Genomic DNA, 17,334 nt, shown 5'->3' on the forward strand with positions numbered 1-17,334 from the left:
CGACCCTAGACCCGCCGCGGCCCGTCCCGTTCCGTCCTCCGAAACCGCCGCGGCCTTCCTGGACCGGCGCCGCGGCATCCGCTTCCTGCGGCGGCTCGGCAACCTGAGAGACCATCAGTTTCGCGGCGAGGCTGCGGGGTAAAGTCAAGCAATGAGTAACATCACCAACGATGCTGAAACAGAAGTAACTCCCGTACCGTCCCACGAGGATCGCGGATTCTTCGGACAGCCCCGCTCGCTCGCCAACATCTTCGGCGTCGAAATGTGGGAGCGTTTTTCCTTCTACGGCATGCAGGGCATCCTGTTGCTGTACCTGTTCTACTCCGTCAACGAGGGCGGACTCGGGATTCCGCAGGCGACGGCCGCCGGAATCGTCGGTGCGTACGGCGGCGGCGTGTACCTGTCCACCATCCTCGGCGCCTGGATCGCCGACCGCCTGCTCGGCTCCGAGCGTGTGCTTTTCTACAGCGCTATCGTCATCATGATCGGGCATATTGCGCTCGCCCTGCTCCCCGGAATCCCGGGGCTGACGGCCGGCCTCCTTCTTATCGCTGTCGGTAGCGGGGGGCTCAAGGCGAACGCGACGTCGGTCGTGGGCACGCTCTACGCCCCGGACGACACTCGGCGCGACGCCGGATTCTCCATCTTCTACCTCGGCATCAACCTCGGCGCCCTGATGGGCCCGATCCTCACGGGGCTGCTGCAGACCACCGTAGGGTTCCACTACGGCTTCGGTCTGGCAGCCGTAGGTATGGCCATCGGCCTTGTGCAGTATTCTCTCGGACGCAAGCGCCTGCCCGATTCCGCGCGCATCGTGCACGACCCGCTTCCGAGAGCGCGTTTCGCTGCGTACGGAGCGCTGGCCCTCGCGGCCGTTGCCGTCATTGTGGTGCTCTCCATGACCGGCGTCATCACGGCGAGCAACCTCGTCACGATCGTGATCGGTCTCACGATCGTCGCGACGGTCGTGTACTTCGCGGTGATCCTCACGAACAAGCAGGTCACCGGCGTCGAGCGCAACCGCGTGTACGCCTTCATTCCGCTGTTCATCGCGAGTGCTGCGTTCTGGTCGCTGTACCAGCAGCAGTTCACCGTGGTCACCCTGTACGCCGTCGACAGACTCGACCGTGGACTGTTCGGCTGGGAGATGCCCGTCTCGTGGGTGCAGTCGATCAACCCTGTCTTCATCATCCTGCTGTCGGGAGCGTTCGCCGCTCTCTGGACCTGGTGGGGCACCAAGCAGCCCTCCACGCCGATCAAGTTCGCGATCGGAACCGGAGTTATGGGTGCCGCGTTCCTGCTATTCCTGCCGTTCGTCGGCGGCGGCGACAACTCCACGCCTCTGCTCGCGCTTGTGGGAATCCTCTTCGTGTTCACGATCGCCGAGCTGCTGCTGTCGCCAGTTGGCCTTTCGGTCGCCACAAAGCTCGCCCCCGGTGTGTTCAAGACGCAGATGGTCGCCCTGTTCTTCCTCTCGGTCGCGCTCGGCTCGGCGATGTCGGGCCTTCTCGCCCAGTGGTACGAAACCGTGCCCGAGACGGTCTATTTCGGTGTTCTCGGCGGCATCGCTATCATCCTCGGCGTTCTCCTGGCCCTGATCGCACGCCCCGTTCTGCGCCTGATGGGCGGCGTGCGCTAGCCAGACCGAACGCGCTCAGCCCCACTCCGCTGCCGCTGCGGTGCTGTTACGCCGGGAGCCGGAGCGGCGACCCCAACTTCAGCGGTGATTTGCTCACCAGGAGGATCGGGGTTTGGGCGGGGTCGGTTGCGGGCGGCGGGATCAACCAGAAGACGGTGCCGAGGCGGATGATCTTCCATCCGTCATTATGGAGGCGGAGGTGGTGGGGGCTGCAGAGCAGGATGCCCTCCTCGAGGTTGGTGAGCCCTCCGTCTGCCTTCCACTGGTGTAGGTGGTGTGCTTCGGAGAAGCTGGGTGGTTTCAGGCAGTCCTTCCACATGCACCCGCCGTCCCGAAGCGCCAACGCCACGCGTTGCGGCTGCGTAAAGAGCCGTTGCTCCCGTCCGACGTCGAGCACCGATCCGTCGCGGCCGAACAGCACCGGGGTGAATCCGGTGTCGCACAGGGCCCTGTCGATCGTGGCGGCGGTCGCCGCATTCGAGGTTCCTTCGATGAATCCGTCTCCAAGGAACTCCAGCGCCGAGGAAGGTGTTGCGGGCGCCGGTGCCTCCATCACCACGAGCTTCACAGACGGCCGAATGCGGCCGAAGATTGTGCCCGGGTCGGCGCCGGCTGCGACCTTGATGGCCTCGATGAGTGATTCGGCGGCGATCTGGTCGGTTGAGCGGGGGTCGTCGATGATGCGTTGCGCTCGTTCCTTCTCGCCCTTCTCCACGAACCTGGGGCCGCCGGTGCGCGGACCGATGACCTGCTGCAGGAAGTCCTTGAAGTACGCCCCGTTCTCCGGATCGAGCTCAAAGCTGCCGTGGAGCATGCCGTCGGGCTTGTCACTGTACCTATCCAGTGCCGGCCCGCAGGTATTGCCGGGCTCGCATGGCGTCGGCGCGGGAGGCGATCCCGGCGGCGTCGATCGAGTCCCGGCAGTGCCTCGCGGCCTTCGCGGCCTGGTCGGCGTTTACAGTGCGGCACTCGGTAAGGAGATGCGCAACTGCTTCGGCCAGCATCTCCTCCGTGACACCGATGGCCGGTTCTCCGAGGCCCCGGCGAATGGCCGTGGCGGCTTCGGCGCTGAGCGTGCCGTCGGTGACGGCGTCGCCCAGTGGAGCGAACCAGGGCCGGTGCACCTCCACCGGCGGGGCCTCCGGGTGCTCGAGGGCCTGTTGGTCGGCCTCGTCCTGCCTGTCCCTGGCGGCTTCGGCTTCGGTGGCCATGGTGCCGGCCTCGATGAGGCGGCGGGTGTCTGCCTTGGTGCCTCCGCCTCCGCCGCCGAGGGCTTGTACGTAGTCTTCGGGGCTGTTGTAGCCCTTCTTTCGTGACAGTCCTTCTCTGCCGAGTGTCCAGTCGGATCGGTTGGCCATGTTCGCCGCCGAGAGGGCGTAGGCCGCGGTGACTTCACGTAGGTGGCGGGCGATGGCCCGGTGGGTGCTCTCCGACCCGTCGTCGGACAGCTCCGCGAACGCTTTCGCGGACGTATCTGACCGGGCTAACGCCCCGGCCAGATCAACGAAAACGACTTCGATAGGGGTTGTCATGAGAGAAGTGTGACAGGCACCACCGACACTCGACCGGGCCGCTGCAGCCCCTGCGCGACACGAGAATTGGGTCGCGATTCCTAGCGGGAGTTTCCTAGCTATTTCAGGGACGCCAGACTGCGCCGAGTCGAATTTCTGTGCTGGTCTGGCGTTCTTCGGCGTGGTGGCGTGACTTTTGGTCCTTGCGAGCGTATGACCTAAAGTATGGCTAGTTTGTATAAGAAGACGATCAACGGGAAGCCGTACTGGTACCTGCGCGAGATGGCGCGCGTCGACGGCAAGCCCAAGATGGTCTCGGAGCGCTATCTCGGTTCGGCGGCCGATATCGAGGCGTTGCATGACGCCCGCGAGGCCGAATCGTTGCCGTCGAAGACGCAGCACCTCGGCTTCGGAGACACGGCCGCGGTCTGGGAAATCGTGAACCGACTCGACGTGGCCGGGATCATCGATTCCGTCGTCGGTGCGCGCCGCAGCGACGCGGGAGCGTCGGTGGGGACCTATCTGGCATTGGCCGCGCTGAACCGGGTCGTCGCCCCCACGTCGAAGCTCGGCTTCGCGGACTGGTGGAAAAGCACCGCCGCGGACCGGTTCACGAAGGTGCCGGCGAGTGTATTGGATCACCGCCGGTTCTGGGACGCGATGCATAAAGTCACCGAGGATCAGCTCGCCGAGATTGAGCAGCGCCTCGCGGTCGCGATGATCACCACCTTCAACCTGGACATTTCGGCGTTGGCGTTGGATATGACCAACTTCGCGACCTACATCGATTCCGCCAACACCCTCGCCCCTATAGCTCAGCGCGGCAAAGCGAAACAGAAACGCACCGACCTGCGCCTGGTCGGTTTGGGATTGGTCGTCACCCGGGATGGCGGCGTTCCCCTGGTTGCCCATGCCTATCCCGGGAACAAGCCCGACGTCACGCAGTTCCCGTTGATGATTGATCTGCTCAGCTCCCGGCACGCGGCCCTGGCCGCGAAGGCTGGCCGGGCGACGCCGGCGGAGATGACTGTCGTCTTCGACGCCGGCCAGAACTCCCTCAGCAACTTCGCCCACGTCACCGCCAAAGGGCTCGCGTTTGTGGGTTCCATCCCGCCATCCATCGTCGCCGATCTCCTCGCGCTGCCCGCGAGCGACCGTCGCATCGTCGCTACGGACAGGTTCGGCGGACTCAGCGCCGTGGAGACCCGACGGGTTGTCTATGGCTCCGAACGCCGTGTGATTCTCACGCACTCCCCGACCCTGCACGAGAAACAAGCCGTCGGATTCGCGCAAACCCTCCACAAAGCCGAGGGTCTCCTGACCGAACTCGCGGCGACGCTGGAGCGCGGGAAAACTCGACGCAGCACCGAGCAGGTCGCAGAGGAAATCCGGTCGATCACTCACGACGCCTGGGTTCGCCGCGTCCTGATCTGGGACCTGACCGGCACCACGCCGGCCACGCACCACCTGACGTTCACCGTCGACGACGATGCCCGCCTGATGCTCGAGGCGGAGGTGTTTGGCAAACGCATCCTCGTCACCGACCACGACGACTGGCCAGTCAGTGACGTCGTGGCCGCTTACCGGTCCCAGTCCGATGCGGAGTTCAGCTTCCGACAGCTCAAAGACCCCCACGTGGTGTCGTTCTCACCCATGCATCACCGGACCGAGCACAACATCCGCGTGCACACCTTCACCTGCGTCCTCGCCCTCCAAATCGCGCACCTCATGCGCCGCCAAGCCGAGCACGCAGGTCTGCATCTTTCGGTCCGCGAGCTCCTCGACCAGCTCGAGAAAATCCAGGAAACCGTCATGATCTTCCCCTCGACCGGCGGGCGCCCCAAAGCCCGCCGCATGCTCACCACAACCACCCCCACCCAGGACCAGCTTGCCGAGATCTTCAACCTCGCCAAGTGGGCCCCGAAGAAGAATTAGGTCATACACAACACAGCAGCAAAAATCAAAGCTGACCAGCACATCCACAACTCTGACCAACGCTAGCTAGGAAACTCCCGCTAGGTATTCGCCGCCACCAGGAGCCAGACCGCGATCGTGGGGATGAACTTCACACCGAGAATGCCGGCGCCCAGGAGGAACCCGGCGAGGGACAGCCCAAAACCTGTCATGCTCGGATTGGCCTTGAGCTCTCCTCGTGCGACAACCCCGCTGACGACAGCCGCCACGGCCGCCAAAAAGGCCAGCACTGGAACCAGCATCAGGAGCGTCAACGACAGGGCGGCACTCGCGAAGCAAATTATGGCCGTGCCGGAATAGCTGCGAGGCTTCTTCGTGTATGTCAGGGGGTCAGCCATTCGCCAGTCCTTCGATGTCATCGAACCGAAGTTGCCCTCGTCCTACAGCTCCCGCGATGCCGGTCGACATCGGCTAAGGTCCGCTTATCAGCGTGACCATGACAACCAAAACCTGGATCAACGCAAAGCCCCACAGCGCGGACACGACCGCCCACCACGGGTGGCTGGCACGCACGGCGAATGCCGCGCCAATGAACCCCAAGACGACGGGGACCGCGAATATCCACAGCGGCCTCGCGTCACCGGAACCGGTCCAGTCCGGCATGAGCGCCACCACTGCCACGGCGAGACTCATCAGCGACCAGGTGACAATCGGCCGACGACCGGCAGTCGCCCCTGCACGGGTTGCTTCTGAGCTCGTCATGGGAAAAGGCTCCAGTCCTAGCTGAACGGGTTACACAGGCAATAGGTGAAATACGTGCTGACGGCAACGGCCATGGCCTTTTCCCCGCTCGTCATCAGATGGATGCTGTTGCGAATGTCGGCGACGATTTTACGGTCGCAGGAGCACGCGAAGTAGCCGCGATCTTCGTAACAGCGGTCATGGGTCTGGCAGATGGAATCCAATACGTCGACCGCCGATCCGCCGCCGTGGCCAGGGCCGCACCAATTTCCCCAGATCGGAACGCCGGCCATAGTGGTCATCGTGCCGTCGCCGGAACCCCGTTGGCCGGCGGCGAGTTTGTTGATCATCTCGCCGATTGCCAGGGTGGCGGCATCCGCCCCGCCGACGCGTGCCGCTGTCACGTCGAAGTACGTTGACCCATCCGGTGCCGTGCGCATGTACTGCAGGGCCAGGGACACCTGGGCATCGAATTGCTCAATTCCGGTCTTGTCCGGTGCGCCAGCGGCGACCGGCACGGGGGCCACTGCCGCTGCCTGCGCCGCGGGGGCAGGTGAGAAGCCGAGGGCGAGAGCCACCACAACTGTGAAAGTGAGCCAGGCGTGGATGGCGCGAACTGAATGTATTTTCGGTGATGACTCGGTCGGACTAATCACGATCGTGGAACCCCCGCAAGCTTTTCAGTACAAACGTCACCCAGTTATGTATGTGGTAGCGACCCTATGCGTTTGCGTGCTGGTGCGTCAAGAAACTTCCGGCGGGCTCTAGCGGGCCGTGGCGCGACGACGACGGTCGGAGCCGCCGCGCAGGTTGCGGTTAAGTCGGCGGTCGCCGTAGTAGAGCACGGAGGCCCAGTCGATGTCCATTGGCTCCTTCGGCAGGAATTCCGGGGCGGCCTGTTTCGGTTTGCGAGGCGCGACGTATAGCCAGCTGAGCATGGCGAGGAACACGTCCACGATCGAGTTGCGCAGGCCTATATAGGCCTTGATGGCGTAGGCGGCGAGCACGGCGTTCAGCACAGCGAAGGCCACGTTGCCCCAGTTGCCGGCGTCGACGTTGCGCCAGACTGTGAGCACGGAGAAGGCCACGATCAGGTACGGAACGACCACGTAGAGGGCGGGGGCCGCGGTGCGGTCTTTCACCTTGGGCGTGCGCACGAACGGGATCTTCTCGCCGGTGATGGCCTGCTGCATCGACTTCAAGACGCCGGCGAGGTTGACCGGAAGCAAGACGAGGTTGAACCCGTAGATGCGGAAGATGTCGCTGAAGCGGTGCCCGCATTCCCGGAGGTCGCTGCCCATCGCTAGAAAATAGGGCAGGGCGGCGAAGAAAACCAGCGGACTCAGCAGACGGCTGTCGTAGGGGTAGGCCAGCAGAAAGATGAGGCCGAAACTCGACCACGCGATAGAGGCCATGTAGTTGACCCGCAACAGGAGTTCCCGAAAGAGCACACGTTCGCGGTTGAACCGCCGGTGTGTCACTTGGTTCCACAGCTTGGGCAGAATCAGCAGGCCGCCATTCGCCCAGCGGCGTCGCTGCACCACCAGGGCTCCGAAGTCGGGCGGGGTGGCGCTGTAGCTGAGGCGTTCCGGGTAGTTGGCCAGGGTCCAGCCGTGCGTGCCCAGGTCGACGCTCGACTCGGTGTCTTCGATCACCGTGCGGTCCTGAATGTACGTGCGGATCTCGAAGCCGCCCACGCTCTCGACCTCCACAATGTCCTCGAGCGCGCGCTTGCGAATGACGGCGTTCGCCCCCACCCAGAATGTGGCGCCGTAGTAGGTCATGCCCTGGTGCAGAATGTGCTGGATGTCGGTGGTCGCCCCGGCAACGCGCTCGATGCGGGTCGGTGCGCCGCGAAAAGACGAGTATGGCGTCTGCGTCACGGCCACGCGTTCGTTGCCGGCCGACTCCAGAAAATACACCAGGCGCAGGCAGTAGTCCCGCAGCAGCAGCGAGTCCGCGTCGAGGGTCAGCACGTACATCGTGTCGGGCACCACGAGATCGTCGTCGGCCTCGTAAGCGGATGCGCGCAGCACGATAGATCCGGCGTTCTCGTCGCGGTGCCAGCGCCCGCCCATCAGGGAGATGTATGAGTTGAGGTTCATCGCCTTGTTGGCTTCGTGCGAGAGGTTGGCGTACATCTTGCGCTCGAAGGTCTCCATTTTCACGGAAAAGATTGAGGTAAGCCTGGCGTAGAGGCGCAGGATGTTGTCACGGTCAGGGGACCCGCCCTGCACGAGGGCAGATTCCAGCCCCAGCAGGGTGAGCCTCAGTTCGCTCGCGAGCCCCATCAATACCGAGTCCACGAAAAAGTCATCCACGTGGTCCTCGATGAGTTCCGCCTGGGCCATCTCCTCGAGCCACGCGGCGGCTGCTTCGTATTCCGCGATCAGGTGCGGGAGCTCGCCGTCGAGGGAAGCGTGGGCGGGCAGCATCCGCTGTTGGAATGCGGCGCTGGCCAGCGCGAATCGCTCGGCGGGCGCAGCAAGCGCCCGGGCGATGTCGTCGGCGAGGGCGCGCGTGCTGTCGAGCCGCTCGATGATGGCGGGATCGGTGGGGTACGGCGGGTCGTCCACGAGCAGTACGACGGAGAGGTCGGGAAATTCCTGCAGCGCGGCCGACCAGAGCGTACCGCGCACGACACGGGGTTCCTCGGCGTACGACGGCACCAGAACCGTGATCGCCTCGGCGTAGTTCTCGAAATGACGGTCGAGTTCGCCGCGGGGCACCCGTTCGTGGTCGCGGAAGCGATAGAGCGCGCCCTGCCGCGCGAGGAGGTACATCAGCGCCGAAAACGTCAACATGGTGACGACGATGAGGTACGAAACCGCCTCGAACTGAAACCGGGAGCCCGAGTTCGGGTTGTTGATCAGCTCGGCGATGATCGTGGTGACGACGTAGCTCATCCAGGCGAGGATCGTGATCACGATGCCGAGCCGGCCCAGGGCGATCTTGCGAGACGATGGGATCGGATGCACGATCGAGAGCGGTTCGGGGCGTTTTTCAGCTCCCCACTGGCGTCGACGTGCGGAAACTACGGACACCGATCGGCCGATCTCGCCGGTTGGTCCGGACTCGATGGTCGGCACTGTCGTGTCAGACATGATCCCCCTTGGGCTGCGCGTGCTGGCTGGCGTATTACGCAGTAGGGGCGTCTGTTGCCAATGTAACCCCCATAATAGGGTACGGACGCCGCGTTCGGGGCAAATGCACATTGTAGGTGGGGGATGCCGAAAAGGCTGGTCTTTCGCCGGTGTGTTTTTTCTTGGGGGTAATCATCGTGTTCCTCGGTTCGTCGAGGGCGTGAAATTGGAGAAGAATCGTGAGCCAACGTTTTCCGGGTCGACGGCTGTCTATCGTGCGCGTCGCCGCAGTGGTGTGCGTGGCCGCGATTGTGGTGGGTGGGGGTGTGTTCGGCCTGAACCAGATTGAAGACGCGAAGGCGGCCTCCACCGGGGATTCCTTCTTCGCCGGGTACGTCGACGTCACGGCGATTCCGGAATTCTCCTTCGAATCCGCCACGACCGATGACGGCCAGAGTGCGATGCTGTCGTTCATTGTGGCCGACGAACAAGACACGTGCAGCCCCTCGTGGGGCACATTCTTCGCGCCCGGCGAGTCTGGTCAGGGACGCGACCTCGACCGGCGCATCGCCCGGTTCGCGGAATCCGGTGGCGAGGTGGCGATTTCCTTCGGCGGTCTGCTCAATGACGAACTCGCCACTGTGTGCACCTCACCGAGCGAGTTGGAGAAGGCTTACGCGGCCGTTGTCACGCGCTACGACGTGGCAACGATCGACCTCGACATCGAGGGAGACAACCTGAGAGACAGCGAGGCGGGGGCGCGACGCGCCACCGCGATCGCGGCGGTACAGCAGGCTCGCGCTGCCGAGAATGCGCCGCTGGCTGTCTGGCTCACCCTTCCGGTCTCCCCGACAGGTCTCACCGAAGCCGGAACGACAGCCGTGCGCCAGATGCTCGCGGCGAACGTCGACCTCGCGGGTGTGAACCTGATGGTCATGGACTACGGCAGCAGTCGTGACGCCTCACAAACCATGTACGAGACAGCCGTCGCCGCGGCCGAGGCCACCCATTCCCAGATCGGGGACGCCTATGCTTCCGCGGGCCAGGATCTCGGAACCCGCGCGGTCTGGCGCAAAATTGGCCTGACGCCGATGATCGGCCAGAACGACGAGCCCGGAGAGGTGTTCGGTTTGCGAGACGCGACCCTGCTCAACGCCTACGCCCAGGACAACGGCGTGGGGCGGATGTCGGCATGGTCGCTCAACAGGGACCGCACCTGCGGTGGCAATTATCCCGACCTCACTCGGGTGTCCGATTCCTGCAGCGGCGTGGAGCAGGGTGACCTGCGCTTCGGCGAGGTGCTGTCCCTCGGGTTCTCCAACCGACTCGCCCCGGTCCCGAGCACGCCGGCGCCCGTGCCCACGCTGGTGGCCGACAACCCCGCCACGAGCCCATACCCCATCTGGGCGGCGGACAATTCCTACGTCGCCAACGACCGCATCGTCTGGCACGGACACGTCTACTCCGCCAAGTGGTTCACCCTGGGCGACCAGCCGGACAATCCGCTGGTAAACGCGGCATCGGCGCCGTGGAACCTGATCGGGCCTGTATTGCCCGGCGACCGCCCGGCCGTCGTTCTCGTGGTGCCCCCGGGAACCTACGACGGCTGGTCGAGCTCGGTTGTCTATCAGCAGGGTGAGCGCGTGCTCCTCGGCGACCGCGCTTTCGAAGCCAAATGGTGGACCCTTGGGGACAGTCCGCAAGCGTCGTTGGACGGTTCCGACAGTTCGCCCTGGCTGCTGTTGTCCGACGCTGACATACAAAAGATCCTCGACGCCCGGTAGTCACTTATCGCGGTGCGGTGGCTTCCACGATGGCGATCTCGCGGGTGGCCGTTTCCCTGTCGCGTTCCATCTCGTCATCGATCGCGAGGCCGACGGGAGCGGGGCGTCCGTCGCCGGCGTGATGCAGCAGCATCCGTGGTGACGTGCGCAGCCGCAGTTGCAGGCGGAGTTCTCGGTAACGGATCATCCAGAACAGGATCGCGGCGGCCGCGAGCAGGCCGGACGCCGCGGCGAGGCCGAGTGCCCAGCGCGGCCCGTATTGGTCGGCGACCCAGCCCACGAGCGGGGCGCCGAGGGGCGTGCCGCCCACGAAGATCGCCATGTAGAGAGCCATGACCCGACCGCGCATCTCCGGGCGGGTCGAGGTCTGCACGTAAGCGTTTGCAGTGGTCATCAGGGTGAGCGAGGACAGCCCCACGAAGGCCAGCGATACGGCGAAGGTCCAATAGCTGGGCATCACGGCGGCAACTGCGCAGGACAAGCCGAACAGCGCCGCACCACTCACGATCAGCCGCAGCCGGGCCCGGCTGCGGCGCGCGGCGAGCAGCGCGCCGATGACGGCGCCGATCGCCATGATCGAGCTCAAGAGACCGAATTCGGTCGCCCCCATTCCGAATTCGATCGTGGCCATGGTCGAGGTGAAGATCGCGAAGTTGAGGCCGAAGGTGCCGATCAAAAATACTGCGATCATCACCACCACAATGTCGGGGCGGCCTCGCACGTAGCGGAAACCGGCCATCAGCTGACCGCGTTCCCGGCCGGCCTTGGGGCTTTTTCGCAGCTGCGCGGTGCGTAACAGCGTCATGGCGAACACCGTCGCAGCGAACGTGACGGCGTTGATCATGAAAACCCAGCCCGCGCCGACGGCGACGGTGAGCAGGCCGGCCGCGGCGGGGCCGATCAGGCGCGCGCCGTGGAACGACGCCGAGTTCAGGGCGACTGCGTTCGAGAGATTGTCTTCCGAGACGAGCTCTGAGACAAAGGTCTGGCGGGCAGGGGCATCGATGGCGGCCACGACTCCGAGGCCAAGCGCGAAGAGGTACACGTGCCAGAGTTCCGCGAGGCCGGTCACCGTGAGGATACCGAGTCCGAGGGCGAGCAGGCCCATCAGGGTCTGGGTGAGAATCAGCAGCTTGCGGCGGTTGAAGCGGTCGGCGATCAGGCCGGACCACGGCATCAGCACGAGCTGTGGTCCGAGCTGCAGGGCCATCGTGATGCCCACGGCCGTGGCGTTGTAGTCCGTCAGTTGGGTGAGCACGATCCAGTCCTGGGCGGTGCGCTGCATCCAGGTGCCGATGTTCGACACCAGGGCGCCGGCAAACCAGATCCGGTAATTGACGACGCTCAGGGAGCGGAACATGGCACTCAACTGTCGGCGAGCTCCCTCATGATCACTGTCGCCTGCGCAAGAACTCGCTGCTGCTCGTGGCTGAGTGCGACCACTCGTTGGGCGAGCCAGGCGTCTCGGCGCTTGCGTGTTTCGCGCATCAGGGCGAGCCCGGCATCCGTTGCGGTCAGCTCCACCTTGCGACCGTCCTCGGACGATCCTGCCCTGTGCACAAGGCCGGCGTCGACGAGGGCGTTCACCGTGCGGCTCATGGACGGCGGGGTGACGCGCTCGTGATCGCTCAAGGCGCGCAGAGTGAGCGGGCCTTGCACGAAGAGGGCGCCGAGGGCCGAGAACTGGCCGGCGCTGAGCTCGTTGTCGACTTTCTCCTGTCGCAGGCGGCGAGCCAGACGGCCGTTGGCCAGCCGGAAGTCGTGACTCAGCTCGGCCACTGTGCTTTGGTGGTCGGGGGAGTCCGCAGAGGGGTGAGGTGTGGTTTCCGTTAGCATGTCTAATTAGCCTAGCCAATTAGCAATGCTAACTATTCCCGTTCTGCCACATAAGAGTGTCAGAATTATCCCGTGCCTACATACACGGATGCCTCGGGTCTCGTCGTCACCTACTACGTCTGGGCCGTAGACCAACCGCGTGCCATCGTGCAGATCGCCCATGGCGTGGGGGAGCATGCCCTGCGGCACGCGGAGCTGGCCACCACGCTCAACGCGGCCGGCTACACGGCGTACGCCGATGATCACCTCGGCCACGGCCAGACCGGTCTCGACCAACACCACGGCGACCGCGCCAAGATCGGAAGCCTCGGCCCCGGCGGCCTGCGCGCGGCCGTGGCAGGCGTTTACCAGCTGAGCACGATCATTCGTGAGAAGCACCCCGACCTGCCCCTCGTTCTGCTCGGACACAGCTGGGGATCGTTCATGGCGCAGATCATCGTGAACGAGCATGCCGCCGAGTACGACGCCGTCGTGCTCAGCGGCACCGCCTACCGGTGGCCGGGCTACCTCGATGGAGGCGATCTCAACCGCCGGCACAAGAAGCTCGGCAACACGGGCGCCGAGTGGCTAAGCCGCAACCCGGCGGTGGCCGAGGAGTTCATCGCCGATCCGCTCACCACGACCACGCCGCTCGCGAAGCTCTTCGGGGTACGTGAGGCCGCCCGCCTGTTCGGCCGCCCCGCCAAGGATCTACCGCCGGACCTGCCCATTCTCATGCTCGTCGGAAGCGACGACACCGTGGGTGGGGAGCGCAGCGCACTGCGACTCATGAAGGCCTACGCCGAGCGCTCGGGACTGCGTGACCTGCACCTCATCGTGTACGACGGGGCCCGCCACGAGGTGTTCCACGAGACGAACCGCGCAGAGGTCTTCGCCGATCTGGTGGCCTGGCTCACCGAACGCATGGCGCCCGTTCGCGAAATCGACGGAGATTCCCGCCCAAACTGACGGTTTCCGCATGCATCGGCCCGATACCGCGCCAAATCTCCGTCGATTTCGCGGGGCGGAGGGCAGTTAGGCTGGCGTTATGCACGGTGAATATAAGGTTCCTGGCGGCAAGCTTGTCGTGGTTGATCTCGATGTTATCGACGGTACGATCGTCGACTTTCGGCTGGCAGGTGACTTCTTCCTCGAACCCGACGACGCGCTCGAGCACATCAACGCTGCCGTGACCGGCCTGCCCGCCGACAGCGACGCACCCACCATCGCCGCCGCCGTGCGCGCTGCCCTGCCCGAGAACGCCGTACTGCTCGGCTTCTCCCCGGAAGCCGTGGCCGTGGCCGTGCGTCGTTCCCTCGTGCAGGCGAGCACCTGGCGCGACTATGACTGGCAGATCATCCACTCCAGGGCGGTCGCCCCGGTGCTGCAGATGGCCCTCGACGAGGTGCTCGCCATCGAGGTGGGCGAAGGCCGCCGGCAGCCCACGCTGCGCATTTGGGAGTGGAACGAGCCAGCCGTGGTGATCGGCAGCTTCCAGTCGCTGCGCAACGAGGTCGACCCCGAGAACGCCGCCAAGTTCGGCTTCACGGTGGTTCGCCGCATCAGCGGGGGTGGGGCCATGTTCATGGAGGCCGGCTCCGCCATCACCTACTCGATCTACGCGCCCACCGACCTCGTGCACGGCATGACCTTCGCCGATTCTTACGCCTTCCTCGACGAGTGGGTGATCACGGCCCTCAAATCCCTCGGCATCGACGCCTACTACCAGCCCCTCAACGACATCACGAGCCCCAAGGGCAAGATCGGTGGCGCCGCGCAGAAACGCCTCGGCAGTGGTGCCGTGCTGCACCATGTCACGATGAGCTACGACATGGACGGCGAGAAGATGGTGCAGGTGCTGCGCATCGGCCGTGAGAAGCTCAGCGACAAGGGCATCACGAGCGCCGCCAAGCGCGTGGACCCGCTTCGCAGCCAGACCGGCCTCAGCCGCAGCGACATCATCGACCGAATGAAGGCCACCTTCACCGGGCTGTACGGTGCCACCGTGGGAGATATCACGGACGACGAATACGCCAAGGCCGAGGCCCTCGTGCAGAGCAAATTCAGCACGGATGCCTGGCTCACCCGAGTGCCCTAGCCCGCGCGCCGCACCGGTGTTCCAGGGGCGTGAGCGGCCGCATCCGCTCGAAAACGCCGCCGAAAATGTAAGCTGGTGAGATGAACTGGTGGATTCTCCTCGGTATGGCGGGCATTGTGCTGCTTGGTTATGTGGCGAGCCGCCTGGGTTGGATCGATCTGTCGAACAAGAACTCCCGACGCGGCAGCGGTGCGAGCGTGCTCGGAATCGGAGACGAGATCTTCGCCCCGAGCCGCCATGAAGCCGCGGTCGAGATGGACCGCCAGACCGTGCTGCCCGCCCCGGCTCCGCTGGCCGGCGACCGGGGTGCCTTCGACTCCGGCATCTACGACGGCCGCATCGTGATCGACGTGGAACGCCCGGTGGCGAACGACCGCGTACGCCGTTAGCTCAGCAACTCGGCGCAGCTACCGCCCGCGGGTCAACAGGTCCTGGTATTCGGCGTGATCGTCGATCCAACGGGCCACATACGGGCATTGCGGCACCACCGTGAGACGCGAATTCGTGCAGAAGTCGGTGAGCGCGTGCTCGATCAGAATTCCGGCGAGGCCTTGGCGTCTTCGTCGCGGATCGATCTCGGTGTGCGTGAAGCGCACCTCGCGCGGCGTCAGGACGTAGTCGGCGATGCCGACGGTGTCATCGCCGATCACGAGCGAATAGCGGCGACGAGCTTCGTCGTGCCGCACCTCGGGAATCAGGTCGTCAGTCATCCCGACATCATAATCTGACCTGACAGAATAGAAGGATGCCAATTGCGTGGTCTCCGACAAGTCCGAGTCGGGTAATTCACGCCGACAACCTCGACGTGCTCCCGAACTTTCCCGACGGCGCATTCACCCTCATCTACCTCGACCCGCCGTTCAACACCGGCCGGCCGCAGACCAGGCAGACCACCACCTCGGTTCGGTCGGCCGTGGGCGCCGGAACCAAGGCCAAAGGCACGATCACGGGCTTCAAAGGCCTGCGTTACGAGCGCATCAAGGGCGACCTGCTCGGCTACGACGACCAGTTCGAAGACTATTGGGCCATGCTCGAGCCACGGCTGATCGAGGCCTGGCGCCTGCTCGCCGACGACGGCACGCTCTACCTGCACCTGGATTACCGCGAGGCGCACTACGCCAAGGTGCTGCTCGACGCGCTGTTCGGCCGGGACTGCTTTCTCAACGAGCTCATCTGGGCCTACGACTACGGCGCGAAGTCTAAGAACCGCTGGCCTACCAAGCACGACACCATCCTGGTGTACGTGAAGAACCCGGCCACGTACTACTTTGATTCCACGACGGTCGACCGTGAGCCGTACATGGCGCCCGGCCTCGTCACGCCCGAAAAGGTGGCCAAGGGCAAGCTGCCAACGGATGTCTGGTGGCACACCATCGTGTCACCCACCGGCAAGGAGAAAACGGGCTATCCCACCCAGAAGCCGATCGGCATTCTGCGCCGCATCATCCAGGCCTCGAGCCGCGAGGGGGACTGGGTGCTCGACTTCTTCGCCGGCAGCGGCACCACCGGCGCGGTGGCAGCCTCGCTCGGGCGCAAGTTCGTGCTCGTAGACCAGAACCCTGACTCAATGACCGTCATGCGCGCCCGCTTGGGCCCGCGCGTCGACACCGACTTCCTCGCCGGCACCGAATACGGAGAGCAGGTTGACTTCTTCCCAGGCGTCACCGTCGGGGTCGAGGGTACCGAGCCTGCTTCGGCGGCCCCGATCGCGCCACCAACACCAACCACAGACCAGAAACTGAATCCATGAAATTCCGCGTATTCACCGAGCCCCAACAGGGCGCCACCTACGATGACATCCTCGCGGTGGCCCAGGCCAGCGAGCGACTTGGCTTCGACGCGTTCTTCCGGAGCGACCACTACATGTTCATGGGCGATGAGATCGGACTGCCCGGGCCCACGGATGCCTGGACCACGCTGGCGGGTCTCGCCCGCGAAACCGAGAGCATCCGTTTGGGCACCCTCGTGTCGTCAGTCACCTACCGCCTGCCGGGCATTCTCGCCATCCAGGTGGCCCAAGTCGACCAGATGTCGGGCGGGCGGGTCGAACTCGGTCTCGGCACGGGCTGGTTCGAGAAGGAACACCTCGCGTACGGCATCCCGTTCCCGTCCAAGCGCTTCGGCATGCTCGAAGAGCAGCTCGAGATCGTGACTGGCCTCTGGGGCACGCCGGTCGGCGAGACGTACAGCTTCGCCGGCGAGCACTACGCGCTCGTCGACTCGCCTGCGCTGCCCAAGCCCACCCAATCGCGCGTTCCGGTGATCGTGGGTGGCGGTGGAGCCAAACGCACCCCGGCCCTGGCCGCGCGCTTCGCGACCGAGTTCAATCTGCCTTTTCCTGACTTTGCGGATGTTGCGGGCAAGTTCGCCGGCGTGCGTGCGGCGTGCGAAGCCATCGGTCGTGACCCCCGCGAGCTCGTATACTCGGCGGCGCTCATCGCTGTGGCCGGGGCTAACGAGGCGGAGTTCTCGCGGCGGGCGGCGGCGGTGGGTCGCGAGCCCGCCGAGCTGCGCGAGCACGGCCTCGCGGGAACCGCGTCGGAGATCGTGGACCGGCTCGGTGCCCTCGCAAACGACGGCGTGGAGTGCGTGTACCTGCAGATCATGGACATGTCCGACCTCGACCACCTGGACTTCATTGCCTCAGAGGTTGTGCCGCAGCTGCGCTGATCGGCGGGGGAGTTCCCTGTGTGTTTGCTGAAGTTGGTAACGGAACGGTAACAGGTTGGTGGGTTTCCAAACCTTTTCG

Annotated in this window: 17 protein-coding genes; 8 read left to right on the plus strand and 9 right to left on the minus strand. The window is 64.8% G+C overall.

The features are described 5' to 3' along the window. Positions 1-151: 151 nt before the first annotated feature. On the plus strand, positions 152-1,639 hold the full coding sequence (locus BJ997_RS19410; protein WP_035839518.1) for a peptide MFS transporter: 1,488 nt from the start codon (positions 152-154) through the stop codon (positions 1,637-1,639). Between the two features lie 46 nt (positions 1,640-1,685). Here BJ997_RS19410 and BJ997_RS19415 read toward each other — a convergent pair whose 3' ends face one another. Then, positions 1,686-2,453, minus strand: coding sequence for an HNH endonuclease signature motif containing protein (locus BJ997_RS19415; protein WP_183323686.1), 768 nt, complete (start codon positions 2,451-2,453; stop codon positions 1,686-1,688). Positions 2,454-2,475: 22 nt separating this feature from the next. Beyond that, positions 2,476-3,171: a hypothetical protein gene (locus tag BJ997_RS19420; protein ID WP_035841156.1), complete on the minus strand. Its 696-nt coding sequence runs from the start codon at positions 3,169-3,171 to the stop codon at positions 2,476-2,478. Positions 3,172-3,375: 204 nt separating this feature from the next. Between BJ997_RS19420 and BJ997_RS19425 the strand changes: the two genes are divergently transcribed. Beyond that, complete coding sequence (locus BJ997_RS19425; RefSeq protein WP_035840983.1) at positions 3,376-5,085, plus strand: IS1634 family transposase; 1,710 nt, start codon at positions 3,376-3,378, stop codon at positions 5,083-5,085. 80 nt (positions 5,086-5,165) lie between these two features. Here the strand turns inward: BJ997_RS19425 and BJ997_RS19430 are convergent, their stop codons facing one another. The 4 genes from BJ997_RS19430 to BJ997_RS19445 form a co-directional block, all read right to left on the minus strand. Beyond that, entirely contained in the window at positions 5,166-5,462 is a 297-nt protein-coding gene (locus BJ997_RS19430) for a hypothetical protein (protein WP_035839662.1), read from the minus strand. Between the two features lie 73 nt (positions 5,463-5,535). Beyond that, on the minus strand, positions 5,536-5,826 hold the full coding sequence (locus BJ997_RS19435) for a hypothetical protein (protein ID WP_035839665.1): 291 nt from the start codon (positions 5,824-5,826) through the stop codon (positions 5,536-5,538). 17 nt (positions 5,827-5,843) lie between these two features. Next, complete coding sequence (locus BJ997_RS19440; RefSeq protein ID WP_052542660.1) at positions 5,844-6,461, minus strand: phospholipase A2 family protein; 618 nt, start codon at positions 6,459-6,461, stop codon at positions 5,844-5,846. A gap of 108 nt (positions 6,462-6,569) precedes the next feature. After that, positions 6,570-8,909: a glycosyltransferase family 2 protein gene (locus tag BJ997_RS19445; RefSeq protein WP_084141704.1), complete on the minus strand. Its 2,340-nt coding sequence runs from the start codon at positions 8,907-8,909 to the stop codon at positions 6,570-6,572. 218 nt (positions 8,910-9,127) lie between these two features. Here BJ997_RS19445 and BJ997_RS19450 point away from each other — a divergent pair, with 218 nt between their 5' ends. Continuing rightward, positions 9,128-10,672: a glycosyl hydrolase family 18 gene (locus tag BJ997_RS19450; protein ID WP_035839667.1), complete on the plus strand. Its 1,545-nt coding sequence runs from the start codon at positions 9,128-9,130 to the stop codon at positions 10,670-10,672. A gap of 4 nt (positions 10,673-10,676) precedes the next feature. On the opposite strand, the gene BJ997_RS19455 is transcribed toward BJ997_RS19450, so the two are convergent. Both BJ997_RS19455 and BJ997_RS19460 read right to left on the minus strand, forming a co-directional pair. Continuing rightward, the gene (locus BJ997_RS19455) at positions 10,677-12,032 is read right to left on the minus strand and encodes an MFS transporter (RefSeq protein WP_183323689.1); all 1,356 of its coding nucleotides are present in this window, start codon (positions 12,030-12,032) and stop codon (positions 10,677-10,679) included. Positions 12,033-12,037: 5 nt separating this feature from the next. Next, positions 12,038-12,508, minus strand: coding sequence for a MarR family winged helix-turn-helix transcriptional regulator (locus BJ997_RS19460; protein ID WP_052542661.1), 471 nt, complete (start codon positions 12,506-12,508; stop codon positions 12,038-12,040). A 72-nt stretch (positions 12,509-12,580) separates the two neighbouring features. Between BJ997_RS19460 and BJ997_RS19465 the strand changes: the two genes are divergently transcribed. The 3 genes from BJ997_RS19465 to BJ997_RS19475 all read left to right on the plus strand — a co-directional run bounded on the left by BJ997_RS19465 (position 12,581) and on the right by BJ997_RS19475 (position 14,974). Continuing rightward, positions 12,581-13,456 carry an alpha/beta fold hydrolase gene (locus tag BJ997_RS19465; protein ID WP_035839672.1) on the plus strand — a complete coding sequence of 292 codons (876 nt, stop codon included), beginning with the start codon at positions 12,581-12,583 and terminating at the stop codon, positions 13,454-13,456. A 79-nt stretch (positions 13,457-13,535) separates the two neighbouring features. Beyond that, positions 13,536-14,585, plus strand: coding sequence for a lipoate-protein ligase LplAB (locus BJ997_RS19470; protein ID WP_035839673.1), 1,050 nt, complete (start codon positions 13,536-13,538; stop codon positions 14,583-14,585). Between the two features lie 80 nt (positions 14,586-14,665). Continuing rightward, positions 14,666-14,974 (plus strand): hypothetical protein, encoded by a 309-nt coding sequence (locus tag BJ997_RS19475; RefSeq protein WP_052542663.1) that lies wholly within the window; start codon positions 14,666-14,668, stop codon positions 14,972-14,974. 18 nt (positions 14,975-14,992) lie between these two features. Here BJ997_RS19475 and BJ997_RS19480 read toward each other — a convergent pair whose 3' ends face one another. Beyond that, positions 14,993-15,295, minus strand: coding sequence for a GNAT family N-acetyltransferase (locus BJ997_RS19480; RefSeq protein WP_035839676.1), 303 nt, complete (start codon positions 15,293-15,295; stop codon positions 14,993-14,995). A gap of 35 nt (positions 15,296-15,330) precedes the next feature. On the opposite strand from BJ997_RS19480, the gene BJ997_RS19485 reads away from it, so the two are divergent. Both BJ997_RS19485 and BJ997_RS19490 read left to right on the plus strand, forming a co-directional pair. Continuing rightward, the gene (locus tag BJ997_RS19485; RefSeq protein WP_084141707.1) at positions 15,331-16,335 is read left to right on the plus strand and encodes a DNA-methyltransferase; all 1,005 of its coding nucleotides are present in this window, start codon (positions 15,331-15,333) and stop codon (positions 16,333-16,335) included. Then, positions 16,332-17,255, plus strand: a complete 924-nt coding sequence (locus tag BJ997_RS19490; protein ID WP_035839679.1) for an LLM class F420-dependent oxidoreductase — start codon at positions 16,332-16,334, stop codon at positions 17,253-17,255. The genes BJ997_RS19485 and BJ997_RS19490 overlap by 4 nt, the downstream gene beginning before the upstream one ends. The last annotated feature ends 79 nt before the right edge of the window (positions 17,256-17,334 follow it).

It is taken from the genome of Cryobacterium roopkundense (genome assembly GCF_014200405.1).
Classification (GTDB): Bacteria; Actinomycetota; Actinomycetes; order Actinomycetales; family Microbacteriaceae; genus Cryobacterium; species Cryobacterium roopkundense.